The following is a 13,268-nucleotide window of genomic DNA, read 5'->3' on the forward strand; positions in this document are numbered from 1 at the left end:
TTTCTCACGCGAGCGCATCTTGTCGTCGTGACCGCAGTGTGACAATCGGCGCACCGTGGACCCACTGAACGAATCCCTCTTCGACGCCCAGGCCCTGGAAGCGCCTGCGGCGCTCGCGGCCGCGCTCGCACCGCCGGCCGCGCCCGGCCATTTCGACGAATTGCGCGGCGGCGCGACCCCGGAGGACGAAGCGCGCCAGGCTGTCCCGTCGCAGCCGGCGCCGCTCTACGACGCCTCTGCCCCCCGTCCCGAGACGCCACCCGCGCAGGCGGACGAAGATGCCGGCGACCAGGCACCGCTGGCGCCCGCCTGGAGCGGCTTCTTCGAGAACCTCGGTCCGGGCGGCTTCGACGACCTGCCGCGGCGCGCGATCAGCCTCGAGCGCCAGATCCGCGACAACGGCGTCACCTACAACGTCTACGCCGACGCCGACGGTCCGCAGCGGCCATGGTCGCTCGACCTCTTTCCGCTGATCGTCTCGGCGGACAGCTGGGCCCAGATCGAAGCCGGCGTGCAGCAGCGCGTGCGGGTGCTCGACCACGTGATGGCCGACGTCTACGGCCCCCAGCAGCTGCTCGCCGAAGGCCTGCTGCCGCCGGCGCTGGTGCAGGGCCATCCGGGCTACCTGCGGGCGCTGCACGGCGTGCGCCCGCCGGGCGACACCTGGCTGCACATCGCCGCCTTCGACCTCGCACGCGGGCCCGACGGCAACTGGTGGGTGGTCTCGCAGCGCACCCAGGCGCCTTCGGGCCTGGGCTACCTGCTCGAGAACCGGCTCGCCATCGCACGCCAGTTTCCGCAGGCCTTCGAGAACCTGCAGGTGCAGCGCCTGGCCGCCACCTACAACGCGATGATGGAGGGCCTGCAGCGCATGTGCCCGGCCGGCCAGCCGCCGCACATCGCGCTGCTGACGCCCGGCCCCTACAACGAGACCTACTTCGAGCACGCCTACCTGGCGCGCTACCTCGGCATCACGCTGGTCGAGGGCAACGACCTCACGGTGCGCGACCAGCGCCTCTACCTCAAGACGCTGCAGGGCCTGCGGCCGGTGCACGGCCTGGTCAAGCGGCTCGACGACCAATTCCTCGATCCGCTCGAACTGCGGCCCGACTCCACGCTCGGCGTGCCGGGCCTGCTGCAGGCGATCCGCGCCGGCAACGTGCTGGTGGCCAACATGCCCGGGTCGGCCTTCCTCGAATCGCCGGCGCTGCTGGGTTTCCTGCCGGCACTGGCGCGGCGGCTGATCGGCGAGAAGCTGCAGCTGCCCGCGCTGCCGACCTGGTGGTGCGGCGAGCGCGCGGCGATGGAAGCCGTGCTGCCGCAGCTGGCCGACTGCGCCATCAAGGCGACCTACCCCGATGTCGACGCCCACACCAGCTTCGATGCCGTGCTGGGGCGCCACATGGGTCGCCGCGAACTCGACGAGTGGGCGGGCCGCATCGTGCGCCAGGGCGACGCCCATACGGTGCAGAGCTATCTGCCGCTGTCGCAGATGCCGACCTGGACCCAGGACCTCGGCCGCGGCCACATCGCGCAGCGCTCGGTGCTGCTGCGGGTGTTCGCGGTCAGCGACGGTCCGCGCTCCTGGCGCGTGCTGCCGGGCGGGCTGGCGCGGCTGGCCGGACGCGACGCGCAGATCGCCTCGATGCAGCGCGGCGGCAGCAGCGCCGACGTGTGGGTGCGCACCGACGGCGAGGTCGACCGCACCACGCTGCTGCAGCCGCACGCCACGCCGGCCTCGCTGGCGCGGCACCGCGCCCCGGTCACCAGCCGCGCGGCCGAGAACATGTTCTGGCTCGGGCGCTACACCGAGCGGGCCGAGAACGCGGTGCGCCTGGCCCGGCTCACGCTCGACCTGCTGAGCGGCGAAGACCAGTCCTCGCGAGCCCTGCTGGTCTGGCTGCATCAGCTGGCCCAGCGCAATGCGCTGGTGCCGCCCGAAGTACCGAGCCTGCCCAAGTCGCGGCGCGTCTTCGAGCGGGCGCTGATCGCCGAGCTCGGCAACGTCGACACCGGGGGCAGCGTGGGCTGGAGCCTGCGCTGCATCCGCCAGTCGGCCGCCGCGGTGCGCGAACGCCTGTCGCAGGACCACTGGAACCAGATCGTGCGCGCCGAGTCCGACTTCCTGCGCCGCAGCGCCGAACAGGCCGGCGAGAAAGCCGAGGGCGGCTACGCCACCGGCATCGCGCTGCGCCTGCTCGAATCGGCCAGCACCTCGCTGTCGGCCATGACCGGTGCCCAGACCGACCGCATGACGCGCGACGACGCCTGGCGGCTGCTCTCCATCGGCCGCCACATCGAGCGCCTCGGCTTCCTGTCGAGTGCGCTGGCCGCCGGCTTCGAGCATGGCTCGGTGCACGAGGTCAGCGGCTTCGAGGCGATGGTGGCGCTGTTCGACAGCACCATCACCTTCCATGCGCGCTACCAGCAGCGGCGCGACGTCGCCACCCTGGTCGACCTGCTGGTCCAGGACGGCGACAACCCGCGCTCGCTGGCCTGGGTCACGCACACCCTGCGCAAGCGCATCGCCAAGCTGGCGGGCAGCGCGCCCGACAAGCTCACCGCGCTGTCGTACGACCTGCCCGACCCCGACACCTGGACCCTCGAAGGGCTTTGCGAGGCCGGTCCGGATGCCCAGTACCCGACGCTGGTGCAGCTGTTCGCGGCCAGCGAAACCGCCGCCTACCATGTGTCGGATGCCATCGGCACCCGCTACTTCACGCTGACCTCCGAATCGCTGCGTTCCGTGGGCGCCTGAAGCGGCCCGCCTGGGGCGAGTAAAGTCCCGTCCATGCTGCTTCACGTCACCCACGCCACCCGCTACGACTACGCGCCGCCGGTCGAGACGGCGCAGCACCTGGCGCACCTGAAGCCGATGAACACGGCCTCCCAGCGCCTGGTGAGCCACGCGCTGACGATCAGCCCGACCCCGGCCCAGCACGGCGAGTCGCCGGACGTCTACGGCAACGCCCGCGCCTTCTTCGCGCTCGAAGCCACCCACGAGGAGCTGGTGGTCACCGCCGAGAGCGTGGTCGACACCGCCCAGCCGGTGCTGTCGCCGGCGATCGCCCGCGAGTTGCCCTGGGAAGAGGTGCGCGAGCGCTTCCGCTACGTCAAGGATTCGAGCTACGACCCGGCCTCGGATTTCGTCTTTCCGTCGCGCTACGTGCCGCGCCATGATGACTTCGCCGCCTACGCACGGGCCAGCTTCGCGCCCGGCCGGCCAGCCTTCGACGCCGCGATGGACCTGACGCTGCGCATGTACCGCGATCTCGAATACGACGCCGGCAGCACCGAGATCAGCACGCCGGCGATCGAGGCGCTGGCCCAGCGCAAAGGCGTCTGCCAGGACTTCGCCCACATCATGATCGCTTGCCTGCGCACCCTCGGACTGCCGGCCCGCTACGTGAGCGGCTACCTGCTGACCCAGCCGCCGCCGGGCCGGCCGCGCCTGATCGGCGCCGACGCCTCGCATGCCTGGGTCTCGGTCTACCTGCCGGGCGCCGACGGCCCCGGCGACTGGGCCGACTTCGATCCGACCAACGGCCGCCAGCCCGGCGAGGACTACGTGACGCTGGCCATCGGCCGCGACTACTCCGATGTCTCGCCGATGCGCGGCGTGCTGCATGGTGGTGCACGCCACACGCTCGCGGTCAGCGTCACGGTGCGGCCGCTCGAAGAGCTGAAGGAGCAGGCGGCGGCCGTGGCGGCGTCGCAGTCCCAATCACAGTCCCAATCCCAATCCCAGAACAAGGAATCCCCATGAGCGTCTACGACAAACTCACCGCCCTCGGCATCACCCTGCCCCCGGTGGCCACGCCCGCCGCGGCGTACGTGCCCTTCGCGCGCACCGGCAACCTGGTCTTCCTCTCCGGCCACATCGCCCGCAAGGACGGCAAGCCCTGGGTCGGCCAGCTCGGCGGCGCACTCGGCACCGACGAAGGCAAGCAGGCCGCGCGCGCGATCGCGATCGACCTGCTCGGCACCCTGCACGCGGCGGTCGGCGACCTGAACAAGGTCAAGCGCATCGTCAAGCTGATGAGCCTGGTCAATTCCACGCCCACCTTCACCGAGCAGCACCTGGTGACCAACGGCGCCAGCGAGCTGATGGCCGAGGTCTTCGGCATCGAGAAAGGTGCCCATGCGCGCAGCGCCTTCGGCGTGGCGCAGATCCCCTTCGGAGCCTGCGTCGAGATCGAACTGATCGCCGAAGCAGAATAAGTGATTCATTGGACGACACCGACCGCCACCTGCTGAGCCTGCTCCAGGCCGACGCCCGCGAGCCCGCCGCGATGCTGGCGCGCAAGCTCGGCGTGGCGCGCACCACGGTGGTCGCCCGCATCGCGCGGCTGGAGCGCGACGGCGTGATCGCCGGCTATGGCGTGCGGCTCGGCCAACGCCTCGAACACGCAGCCGTGCGCGCGTACTGCGGCCTCAGCGTGGCGCCGAAGGCCGGCGCCACGGTGGTTCGCGCGCTCGAACGGCTGCCCGAAGTCGAAGAACTCTCGGCCGTCAGCGGCCAGTACGACTACATGCTGGCCCTGCGCTGCGAGACCAACGAGCAGCTCGACGCGCTGCTCGACCGCATCGGCCTGATCGAAGGCATCCAGCACACGCACACCTCGGTGGTGCTGAGCCGCAAGATCGACCGGCGCAGCGCGGTGCCGCCGGGGCAGGCCCAGGGCGAACGAGATTGATTTTCCACAGCGGAAGGTTCAAATTCAGCGGCAGGAGTCCCGCCCATGCCTGCCGTTCGCCGCGCCGCTGTCGACGGCCTGTTCTACCCGGCCGCGCCCTCGGCGCTGCGCCAGCAGGTCGAACGCTGCCTGGGCGAGGCCGCTGATGACAACCACTGTCGTGCTGGCGGGCCGCCGAAGCTCCTGATCGCACCCCACGCCGGCTACGCCTACTCCGGCGCGGTGGCCGCCGCGGCCTATGACCTGCTCGGACGCGGGCGCCATGCGGCGGTCACCCGTGTCGTGCTGCTCGGGCCCGCGCATCGGGTCTGGGTGGACGGCTTGGCCGCGCCCGACTGCGCCGCGTTCGAGACCCCGCTCGGGCGCACGGCGATCGATACCGACGCGCTCGCGAAGATCGACGGCCTGCCGCAGGTGCTCCGCAGCGACCGGGCGCACGCGCAAGAGCATTCGATCGAAGTCCAGCTTCCCTTCCTGCAGTGCGTGCTCGACGCCTTCTCGCTGGTCCCGCTGGTCGTCGGCGACGCCGACCCGGAGGCGGTGGCACGGGTCTTGGATCGGCTTTGGGGCGGGCCCGAAACCCTGATCGTGATCAGCTCGGACTTGTCGCACTATCTGCCCTACGCGCAGGCGCAGGCCGCGGACCGCGCGAGCGTGCAGCGCATCCTGGACCTCGATGCCGGCCTCGCGCCGCAGCAGGCCTGCGGAGCGGCGGCGATCAACGGCGCCCTGCGGGCCGCCCGGGCGCATGGGCTGGCGCCGCGACTGCTCGACCTGTGCAACTCCGGCGATACGGCGGGCGATCGCAGCCGGGTGGTGGGCTACGCGGCCTTCGCCTTCGAGCAAGCGCCATGACCAACCTCGACACACGGACGGCCGGTTCGGCCCCTGCCCGCTGGTGGCACCGGCTCGACGACGGCCGCGTCCAGTGTGACCTGTGCCCGCGCGACTGCCGCCTGCACGAGGGCCAGCGCGGACTGTGCTTCGTGCGCCAGCGTGTCGGCGACGCGATGGTGCTCACGACCCATGGCCGCAGCTCGGGCTTCTGCATCGACCCGATCGAGAAAAAGCCGCTCAATCACTTCCTTCCCGGCAGCAGCGTGCTGAGCTTCGGCACCGCGGGCTGCAACCTCGCGTGCAAGTTCTGCCAGAACTGGGACATCTCCAAGAGCCGCGAGCAGGACCGGCTCACGGACAGCGCCTCGCCGCAGCGGATCGCCGAGGCGGCGCGCGCGAACGGCGCCTCGAGCGTGGCCTTCACCTACAACGACCCGGTGGTCTTCGCGGAGTACGCGATGGACACGGCCGACGCCTGCCACGCCATGGGCCTGCACAGCGTCGCGGTCACGGCGGGCTACATGCATGCCGAGCCGCGGCGCGACTTCTACGCCCGGATGGACGCGGCCAACGTCGACCTGAAGGGCTTCACCGAAAGCTTCTACTTCCGGCAGACCGGCGCCCACCTCGCGCCGGTGCTCGACACCCTGCTCTACCTGCGGCACGAAACCGGCTGCTGGCTCGAGATCACGACGCTGCTGATTCCCGGACTCAACGACAGCGATGCGGAGATCGACGCCATGACGCGCTGGATCGCCGATCGGCTCGGCCTCGACGTGCCACTGCATTTCACGGCCTTCCATCCCGACTACCGGATGCTCGACCTGCCGCCGACGCCCCCCGCCACGCTCAGGCGCGCCCGCAGCATCGCCCTGGCCAACGGCCTGCACCACGTCTACACCGGCAACGTGCACGACATCGAGGGCGGCACCACCTTCTGTGCGCAATGCCACGCGGCACTGCTGCGGCGCGACTGGTACGAGGTGCTGGACTGCCGGCTCGACGAGCATGGCGCCTGCCCGCATTGCGGCACACGGGTCGCCGGCCGTTTCGGCACCGTCGCGCGCGCCTTCGGCCGCCGCCGCATCCCGGTGCGGCTGGCGGCCTGAGCGGCTCGCGTTCATGCCTGCGGCTCCTTGCGCGCGCGACGTCGCGGCTGAGGCGGCCAGGTATGAGCGAAGGTGGCGCCGCGATGCGGGCTGGCCGACGCCGCGCCGCTGCCCGGTTCGCCGAGTGCGGCATAGCAGCTGCCGACGCGCGTGGCCAGGAAGTCCTCGAGCGCCGCCTGCTCCTGCCCCACGAAACCCCGCGCCGGCAGGCGGCCCGTGCGCAGCAGCTCGAACACGCCGACCACGCCCGCCGCGGTGGCGAGCTCGATCGCGGTGCGGTCCACGCCGCGCAGGCGGCCACCCTGGATGCGGGCCATGCGCGTCTCCTGTTCGAGGCGCCCGCCACGCAGGCCGGAGGCCGAGGCGAACACGATCACCACGTCTTCGCGGCTGTGCGGCACGGCGTGTTCCAGCACCTCCCGCAGCAGGTCGCGCCGCTCGGCCAGCCGCAGGTCGTGCAGCAGCAGCGCCATCGCATCGCGGTGGCCCGGGTAGCGCAGCGTCTTGTAGTCGAGGTTGCGCACCCGGCCCGCCAGCGTCTCGCACAAGGTGCCGAGCCCGCCCGAGGTGTTGAAGGCTTCGTAGGTGTCGCCGTCGAGCACCAGGGTCTCGTACCCTTCGAGCGGCTGCGCCGACACCGGCTGGCCCTGCACGATGGCCGCGCACGGATGGCAGTACTCGTTGATCAGGCCGTCGATGCTCCAGGTGAAGTTGTAGCGCAAGCCGTTGGTGGCGTGGCGCGAGAGCGCACCGACGCGCAAGTGCAGGTCGTGCAGATCGTCGAAGCGGCCGGCGAGGTGCGCGCCCAGCATGCCGATCACGCCGGGCGCCAGGCCGCACTGCGGCATCAGCACGGTCTCCGCGCCGTCGGCCAGGCCACGGATGACGCGGGTGGCCGCGACATCCTCGGTCAGGTCGAGGTAGTGCACGCCGAGCGCGCGTGCGGCGGTGGCGACGCGCCCGGCCTGCTGGAAAGGCAGCGCGTTGACCAGCAGCTGGTGCCCGGCCAATGCGGCCGCCAGCGCGGCGGTGTCCTCGACGTCGAGCACGGTGCGCCGAACCAGCGGGTCGTCCAGCGCGCGTCGCGGCGGATCGCGGTCAGCGAGCGTGACCGGAATCCGGTGGTAGTCGGCCAGCATGTCGGCCACCGTGCCACCCACCTTGCCGGCCCCCAGCACCAGCACGTTGCGAATCGAGATCATCGGGTCCTCCCTTGCGGCATCGGATGAACCGACTCTAGGAGGCCTCGCGGTCGGGCGGAAGCCGCCATTGCGTCGACGGAGCGCCTCGCGCCGACGAAACGACGGCCCGGACGATCGAAAGGTCAGAGAAAAAGATGGCGGCTTGTAAAGCCGTTGACATACGGCGCTCCGACCGGTTCCTACACTGGGCCGCCATCGACCCGGGTTCAATCACAACACCACGGCCCGCTGCCTCAGCGCCTGCATCTCTCGAATCACGCAATGCGACTTGACCATCTCGATCACGCCCTGCGCCTGCAGCTGCATCAGCACGTTGGAGGTCATGACCCGGCTCAGGCCGGCGAGGTTGGCCATCTCCTGGTGGGTGAACGAGATCCGGATCGCGACGCCCTGCCCCTGCGCCTCGCCGTAGGTGCCGGCCAGCTGCACCAGGTGATGGACCACCCGCTGCGTCGCCGTCGCCTGGCTCAGCAGCAGGTTCTGGTGCGCAAGCACGCGCAGCTTGACGTTCATGAGCCAGAGCACCTGGCGCATGCAGGCTTCGTCGCGCGCCATCCCCTGCTGCAGCAGCGCCGACCTGCCGAGTGACCACGTCCGACGAGGCCACCGCGGTGACCGAATGCCTGCCATCCAGGAACGCGCTGCATTCGCCGACCATCCCCTGCGTTCCGACGATCGCCATGTGCTTCTCGTGGCCGGCCTCCGACAGCAGCACCAGCCGGACACGCCCCTGCTCGACGACGTGGACATGGGTCACGGCGTCGCCCTGCGAGAACAGGGTCTGGCCCTTGCGGAAGTCCACCCGCGGCGCGCCCTGCGCCGTCAGCATCTCCCAGCGGAAGTGCGGCACCTCGATCCACGCCGAAGGGGAAGCCGTCGTCTCTGCGTTCTTGTTCATCGCCTCGAAGCCCGCATGTTCCGGTGGGCCGTTTCATGAAACATCCATTCTCCTCATACCGAAAGCTCTTTCCCATCCTGGACAACGCGGTGCAGCTGTCGAGCTGCTCGCAAAGCGCGCTGAGCCTGCCGGTGCGCCAGGCCATCGACGAGTACCTCGACGTCTGGGTCCGCCGCGGCGCCGACTGGGGCTACTGGATGGACCAGGTGGCCCTGGCCCGCGCCGAGTTCGCTCGCATGATCCACGCCAACGCCGAGGACATCGCGGTGCTGGGCAGCGTGTCGGATGCCGCGTCGGCCATCGCCTCGGCGCTGCGCTTCGACGCCGGACGCCCCGAGGTCGTGACGAGCACGCTGGACTTTCCCTCGATCTGCCACGTCTGGCTGGCGCAGCAGCCGCGCGGCGCGCGGGTGCGCCTCGTCGAAGCCGAGGCGGGCCGCACTGATACCACCCAACGGATCGCGGCGGCAATCAACGACCGCACGGCGCTGGCGTCGGTCTCGCAGGCCTGCTTCTACGATGGCCAGATCGTCGACATCGCGGCCACCGGGCGGGCGGCGCGCGCACAAGGCGCGATCCAGTTCGTCGATGCCTACCAGTCGGCCGGCTCGATCGCGATCGACGTCCGGGCGCAGGAGGTCGACATCCTGGCTGCCGGTGCCCAGAAGTACCTGCTGGGCATTCCGGGCATCGCGTTTCTCTACGTGCGGCCGGCGCTGGCGCGGCAGCTCGTGCCCACGGTCACCGGCTGGTTCGGCCGCGTCAATCCGTTCGCCTTCGATCCCGCGCAACTCGATTTCGCCGACAGCGCCACGCGGTTCAACACCGGCACGCCGCCGATGATGTGCGCCAGCGTCGCGCGCGCCAGCATGGCCCTGCTCAACGAGATCGGGGTTCCCGCGATCGAGGCCTACCTGCAGCAGCTGTCGGCCGTGGCCATCGAGGAAGCAGCGCGCCTGGACCTCGAAGTCGCGAGCCCCCTGGACCCCGCCGCCAAGGGCGCGAACACCGCGATCCGCATCGCCGACGCAGCTGCGGTCGAAGCGCGGATGCTGCAGTCGGGCTACGTGGTCTCGGCACGCAACGACGTGATCCGGATCGCGCCGCACTTCTACAACACGGCCGACGACGTGGTGGGCGCCCTGCGCGAGCTGGCTCGCCTGACGCGATGACGGCCACCCACAGCGCTTCGGTGCTCTGCCGCGCGAGTCCGCAGCAGGCCCTGGACTTCCTTGGCGATGGCCAGGCCCTCGGCCAGTGGGCCCTGGGCTGCTGGCAGACCGAGTCGATCGGCGGCGGCGTGGTGCGCGGCCATTCGCTGTTCGACGACACGCCGAGCTGGGTGCGCCCGGTCGTCGACAGCGCGCGCCTGACCGTGACCTACCACGTGGGCGGCGCGCCCGATGCGCTCGCCCCCCGCATCCACGCCACGGTCGAGCCCGATGCGGCCACCGGCGGCTGCCGCATCGCCCTGCATGCATCGCGCGGCGCCGACATGGACGACGCCCGCTGGCTGCGGCTGGTGCGCTGCCACGAGCTCGAGGTGCTGCTGATCCAGGCCCGCCTGGAACGCAGCGCCGCCGCGGACGCGGCGCAGATTCTGAAACCACGATGAGGAAGAGATGATCATGAACCGACGCCGACTCGGCCAGGCATTCACGGCCGCGCTGCTCGCACCCGCACTCTCGTCGCCCTGGATCGCCCACGCGAACACCAAGGCCTACAGCGGCCCGATCCGCGTTCTGGTGGGCTTCCCGCCGGGCGGGGCCACCGACGTGGTGGCGCGGGCGGTGGTCGACAAGCTCGGCAAGGCCATGAACGGCCAGGTGTTCGTGATCGACAACAAGGCCGGCGCCGGCGGCCAGATCGCTGCCCAGCTCCTCAAGGCGGCGCCGGCCGACGGCTCGACGATCATGCTGTCGATCGACCACACGCAGGTCATCATCCCGCTGACCATTGCCGCGGCCGGCTACGACCCGGTGAACGACTTCACCGCGCTGGCGGGCGTGGCCTCGTACTACAACGTGCTGGCGGTCAGCGCCGCCACCGGCATCAAGACCATGGCCGAGCTCGGCGCCTGGGTCAAGGCCCATCCCAACGAGGCCAACTACGGCGTCCCCGCGGCCGGAAGCGTGCCGCAGTTCATCGGCCACATCATCGGCAAGTCCCTCGGCGTCACGATGAACTCGGTGCCCTACAAGGGCGGCGCGCCGATGGTGCAGGACCTGCTTGCGGGGCAGATCCCGATCGGCATCGCGTCGATGACCGAGCTGATCGAGTACCACCGCGCCGGCAAGGTGCGCATCCTCGCGAGCTCGGGGCAGGAGCGCAGCAAGACCGCGCCCGAGATCCCGACCTTTCTCGAACTCGGCTTCAGCGGCATCGACAAGAACCCCTGGCTGGCCTTCTTCGGACCGAAGGGCCTGCCGGTCGAATTCGTCGAGCAGTTCGACCGCGCGATGAAAAACGTCCTGGCGCAGCCCGACCTACAGGAGAGGCTGGCCAAGATGGGCAACGAGGTCACGGCGGCACCGTCGAAGGAGGTCGAGCAGTGGGTGGTCGATGCCTCGCGCAGCTGGGGCAAGGTCATTCGCGATTCGGGGTTCAAGGCGCAATGAGCGCCGCCCCTCGCACTTTCATCCAGAGCGGTTCACGCTGGGAAGAGCTGGCCGGGTACTCTCGCGCCGTCGTCGACGGCGACTGGGTCTTCGTCTCCGGCACGATCGGCCAGGATTTCGCCAGCGGCGAGTTCCCGGCCACGGCCGAGCGGCAATGCGAACTGGCGCTCGACACCATCGAAGGCGCACTGGCGCAAGCGCAGGCCAGCCTCGCCGACGTGGTGCGGGTGCGGGTCTACGTGCCTGATCGTGCCGACGTGATCGCGGTCAGCGGCGTGCTCAAGCGCCGCCTTGGCGACAACCGGCCCGCCAACACGACCCTGTGCAGCGCACTGGCGGTCGAAGGCGCCAAGGTCGAGATCGAGGTCACGGCCCGGCGCCGGACCTGAACGAGCCAACGAACAAACGAATCTTTCCCACGGATAGGAAACCCCCGATGAGCATCCTGACCCACCTCGCCGCGGCCCTGCGCGATCGATCGATCCGCACGATCGACCTGACCCACACCCTGAGCGAAGATTTCCCGCCGCTGCAGTTGCCGCCTCAATTCGGCCAGGTCGCGGCATTCAAGATGGAGCGCATCTCGCGCTACGACGAAGCCGGTCCCGGCTGGTACTGGAACAACTTCACTTGCGGCGAGCACACGGGCACGCACTTCGACGCGCCCGCCCACTGGGTGACCGGCAAGGACCATCCGGGCAACACGGTGGACACCATCGACGCCAGCAACTTCATCGCGCCGGCGGTGGTGATCGATGCCAGCACCGAGGTGGCAGAGCATGCCGATTGGCTGCTGACGGTGGACTTCCTGCGGGCCTGGGAGGCGCGCCACGGCCGCATTCCCGAAGGCGCCTGGGTGCTGCTGCGCACCGACTGGTCCAAGCGCATCGCCGACCCGGCCGCCTTCGTCAACATGCGCGAGGACGGCGCCCACACACCGGGTCCGACGCAGGAGGCGGTCGAGTGGCTGATTGGCGAGCGCAAGGTGCATGGCTTCGGCGTCGAGACGATCAACACCGACGCGGGACAGTCGCATGGATGGCCGATGGCCTACCCTTGCCACACGCTGATGCACGGCGCGAACCGCTACGGACTGCAATGCCTGAAGAACCTCGATCAGCTGCCGCCGACCGGGGCACTGATCGTATCGGCGCCGCTGAAAATCCAGGAGGGGTCGGGGAGTCCGCTGCGGGTGTTGGCGCTGGTCGAAGGGGGCTCGGGCGGCGCGCGCGGCTAGTCAACCCAGGGATTGATCACCGCCAGTCCAGCCGCCTCGAAAGGACGGGTGTCGCGGGTCGCGACGGAGAATGCGTGAGCACGCGCGATCGCCGCGATGTATCCGTCTGCCACCCCGATCGCCAAGCCGTCGTTCCGCGCGCGTGCCATCAGTTCGGCATAGGCTTGCGAAGCGGCCAGGTCGAACGGCAGCACGCGGCCAGTGAACAGTGGAAGCACCCGGTTTTCAATCTGGTCGTGCAAGGCATCGCGGCGCTTGCCGGCCGGCATCGCCGCCACGCCGAAGCGCAACTCGGCAACCGTGATCGCGGCCAGGTACAGGGTCTCTATTCGCTGGGCATCGATCCATGCCACCACGCGGCCATCGGCAACGCGCATGGGTTCCGATATGACGTTGGTGTCGAGCAGGATCATTCAAATCTCAAAGGCTCCGCGGGCGTCTTGTCCCGGCTGATTTTCAGATCGATGCCCCCGAGTTCGCGGCCGATTCCTGCCAGCAAAGTGCCCAGCTTGACTCGCCCTTCGGGCGTTACAGCCGCCTCAAGGATGAAGCGGATTTCAGCCTCGGTGCTCCGACCATGCGTGGCCGCACGCACGCGGATGGCGCGGTGTACCTCGTCGGGGAGATTGCGAACGGTGATGACCGGCATTGACTTCACCTTTTTTGGTTG

General features: G+C 70.0%; 15 protein-coding genes and 1 pseudogene. 11 read left to right on the forward strand and 5 right to left on the reverse strand.

Annotated elements, in window-relative coordinates:
• Window positions 1-55 precede the first annotated feature (55 nt).
• The 6 genes from QTI68_RS22755 to amrS are packed head-to-tail and all read left to right on the forward strand — an operon-like array spanning window position 56 to window position 6,643.
• A complete protein-coding gene (locus QTI68_RS22755) occupies window positions 56-2,758 on the forward strand; it encodes a circularly permuted type 2 ATP-grasp protein (protein WP_286524739.1) in 2,703 nt (900 codons plus the stop codon).
• Between the two features lie 33 nt (window positions 2,759-2,791).
• Window positions 2,792-3,766 (forward strand): transglutaminase family protein, encoded by a 975-nt coding sequence (locus QTI68_RS22760; protein WP_286524740.1) that lies wholly within the window; start codon window positions 2,792-2,794, stop codon window positions 3,764-3,766.
• A complete protein-coding gene (locus QTI68_RS22765) occupies window positions 3,763-4,221 on the forward strand; it encodes a RidA family protein (protein ID WP_286524741.1) in 459 nt (152 codons plus the stop codon). The genes QTI68_RS22760 and QTI68_RS22765 overlap by 4 nt, the downstream gene beginning before the upstream one ends.
• Window positions 4,218-4,697, forward strand: a complete 480-nt coding sequence (locus tag QTI68_RS22770) for an Lrp/AsnC family transcriptional regulator (protein ID WP_286524880.1) — start codon at window positions 4,218-4,220, stop codon at window positions 4,695-4,697. Before QTI68_RS22765 ends, QTI68_RS22770 begins: the two co-directional genes overlap by 4 nt.
• 45 nt (window positions 4,698-4,742) lie before the next feature.
• Window positions 4,743-5,552 (forward strand): AmmeMemoRadiSam system protein B, encoded by an 810-nt coding sequence (gene amrB, locus QTI68_RS22775; protein ID WP_286524743.1) that lies wholly within the window; start codon window positions 4,743-4,745, stop codon window positions 5,550-5,552.
• Entirely contained in the window at window positions 5,549-6,643 is a 1,095-nt protein-coding gene (gene amrS, locus QTI68_RS22780) for an AmmeMemoRadiSam system radical SAM enzyme (protein ID WP_286524745.1), read from the forward strand. Before amrB ends, amrS begins: the two co-directional genes overlap by 4 nt.
• A gap of 11 nt (window positions 6,644-6,654) precedes the next feature.
• On the opposite strand, the gene QTI68_RS22785 is transcribed toward amrS, so the two are convergent.
• From QTI68_RS22785 to QTI68_RS22795, 3 genes and pseudogenes are all read right to left on the reverse strand, one after another.
• On the reverse strand, window positions 6,655-7,845 hold the full coding sequence (locus QTI68_RS22785; RefSeq protein WP_286524746.1) for a saccharopine dehydrogenase family protein: 1,191 nt from the start codon (window positions 7,843-7,845) through the stop codon (window positions 6,655-6,657).
• 210 nt (window positions 7,846-8,055) lie between these two features.
• The gene (locus QTI68_RS22790; RefSeq protein ID WP_286524748.1) at window positions 8,056-8,400 is read right to left on the reverse strand and encodes a Crp/Fnr family transcriptional regulator; all 345 of its coding nucleotides are present in this window, start codon (window positions 8,398-8,400) and stop codon (window positions 8,056-8,058) included.
• Window positions 8,401-8,479: 79 nt separating this feature from the next.
• A pseudogene (locus tag QTI68_RS22795) lies at window positions 8,480-8,743 on the reverse strand (Crp/Fnr family transcriptional regulator); the annotation flags it as partial.
• Window positions 8,744-8,778: 35 nt separating this feature from the next.
• On the opposite strand from QTI68_RS22795, the gene QTI68_RS22800 reads away from it, so the two are divergent.
• From QTI68_RS22800 to QTI68_RS22820, 5 genes are read left to right on the forward strand one after another with little or no spacing between them, the layout of a single operon-like run.
• Window positions 8,779-9,915, forward strand: coding sequence for an aminotransferase class V-fold PLP-dependent enzyme (locus QTI68_RS22800; protein ID WP_286524749.1), 1,137 nt, complete (start codon window positions 8,779-8,781; stop codon window positions 9,913-9,915).
• Window positions 9,912-10,358, forward strand: coding sequence for a hypothetical protein (locus tag QTI68_RS22805; protein ID WP_286524750.1), 447 nt, complete (start codon window positions 9,912-9,914; stop codon window positions 10,356-10,358). The genes QTI68_RS22800 and QTI68_RS22805 overlap by 4 nt, the downstream gene beginning before the upstream one ends.
• Before the next feature lie 13 nt (window positions 10,359-10,371).
• The gene (locus QTI68_RS22810; RefSeq protein ID WP_286524752.1) at window positions 10,372-11,361 is read left to right on the forward strand and encodes a Bug family tripartite tricarboxylate transporter substrate binding protein; all 990 of its coding nucleotides are present in this window, start codon (window positions 10,372-10,374) and stop codon (window positions 11,359-11,361) included.
• On the forward strand, window positions 11,358-11,750 hold the full coding sequence (locus QTI68_RS22815) for a RidA family protein (RefSeq protein WP_286524753.1): 393 nt from the start codon (window positions 11,358-11,360) through the stop codon (window positions 11,748-11,750). Before QTI68_RS22810 ends, QTI68_RS22815 begins: the two co-directional genes overlap by 4 nt.
• A 47-nt stretch (window positions 11,751-11,797) precedes the next feature.
• Entirely contained in the window at window positions 11,798-12,598 is an 801-nt protein-coding gene (locus QTI68_RS22820; protein ID WP_286524754.1) for a cyclase family protein, read from the forward strand.
• Here the strand turns inward: QTI68_RS22820 and QTI68_RS22825 are convergent.
• Window positions 12,595-13,011 (reverse strand): type II toxin-antitoxin system VapC family toxin, encoded by a 417-nt coding sequence (locus tag QTI68_RS22825; protein WP_286524755.1) that lies wholly within the window; start codon window positions 13,009-13,011, stop codon window positions 12,595-12,597. The genes QTI68_RS22820 and QTI68_RS22825 overlap by 4 nt on opposite strands.
• Entirely contained in the window at window positions 13,008-13,247 is a 240-nt protein-coding gene (locus QTI68_RS22830) for a FitA-like ribbon-helix-helix domain-containing protein (protein WP_286524756.1), read from the reverse strand. The genes QTI68_RS22825 and QTI68_RS22830 overlap by 4 nt, the downstream gene beginning before the upstream one ends.
• Window positions 13,248-13,268: the final 21 nt, after the last annotated feature.

The sequence above is a fragment of the Variovorax sp. J31P207 genome, assembly GCF_030316965.1.
In the GTDB taxonomy this organism is placed as follows: domain Bacteria; phylum Pseudomonadota; class Gammaproteobacteria; order Burkholderiales; family Burkholderiaceae_C; genus Variovorax; species Variovorax ginsengisoli_B.

Excerpts from the sequence above, each read along its gene's own strand:
- amrB (WP_286524743.1), top strand. The coding sequence starts at position 4,743 with ATGCCTGCCGTTCGCCGCGCCGCTGTCGACGGCCTGTTCTACCCGGCC.
- QTI68_RS22785 (WP_286524746.1), bottom strand. The coding sequence starts at position 7,845 with ATGATCTCGATTCGCAACGTGCTGGTGCTGGGGGCCGGCAAGGTGGGT.
- QTI68_RS22815 (WP_286524753.1), top strand. The coding sequence starts at position 11,358 with ATGAGCGCCGCCCCTCGCACTTTCATCCAGAGCGGTTCACGCTGGGAA.
- QTI68_RS22820 (WP_286524754.1), top strand. The coding sequence starts at position 11,798 with ATGAGCATCCTGACCCACCTCGCCGCGGCCCTGCGCGATCGATCGATC.
- amrS (WP_286524745.1), top strand. The coding sequence starts at position 5,549 with ATGACCAACCTCGACACACGGACGGCCGGTTCGGCCCCTGCCCGCTGG.
- QTI68_RS22790 (WP_286524748.1), bottom strand. The coding sequence starts at position 8,400 with ATGGCGCGCGACGAAGCCTGCATGCGCCAGGTGCTCTGGCTCATGAAC.
- QTI68_RS22765 (WP_286524741.1), top strand. The coding sequence starts at position 3,763 with ATGAGCGTCTACGACAAACTCACCGCCCTCGGCATCACCCTGCCCCCG.
- QTI68_RS22810 (WP_286524752.1), top strand. The coding sequence starts at position 10,372 with ATGAACCGACGCCGACTCGGCCAGGCATTCACGGCCGCGCTGCTCGCA.
- QTI68_RS22800 (WP_286524749.1), top strand. The coding sequence starts at position 8,779 with ATGAAACATCCATTCTCCTCATACCGAAAGCTCTTTCCCATCCTGGAC.
- QTI68_RS22825 (WP_286524755.1), bottom strand. The coding sequence starts at position 13,011 with ATGATCCTGCTCGACACCAACGTCATATCGGAACCCATGCGCGTTGCC.
- QTI68_RS22760 (WP_286524740.1), top strand. The coding sequence starts at position 2,792 with ATGCTGCTTCACGTCACCCACGCCACCCGCTACGACTACGCGCCGCCG.
- QTI68_RS22805 (WP_286524750.1), top strand. The coding sequence starts at position 9,912 with ATGACGGCCACCCACAGCGCTTCGGTGCTCTGCCGCGCGAGTCCGCAG.
- QTI68_RS22830 (WP_286524756.1), bottom strand. The coding sequence starts at position 13,247 with ATGCCGGTCATCACCGTTCGCAATCTCCCCGACGAGGTACACCGCGCC.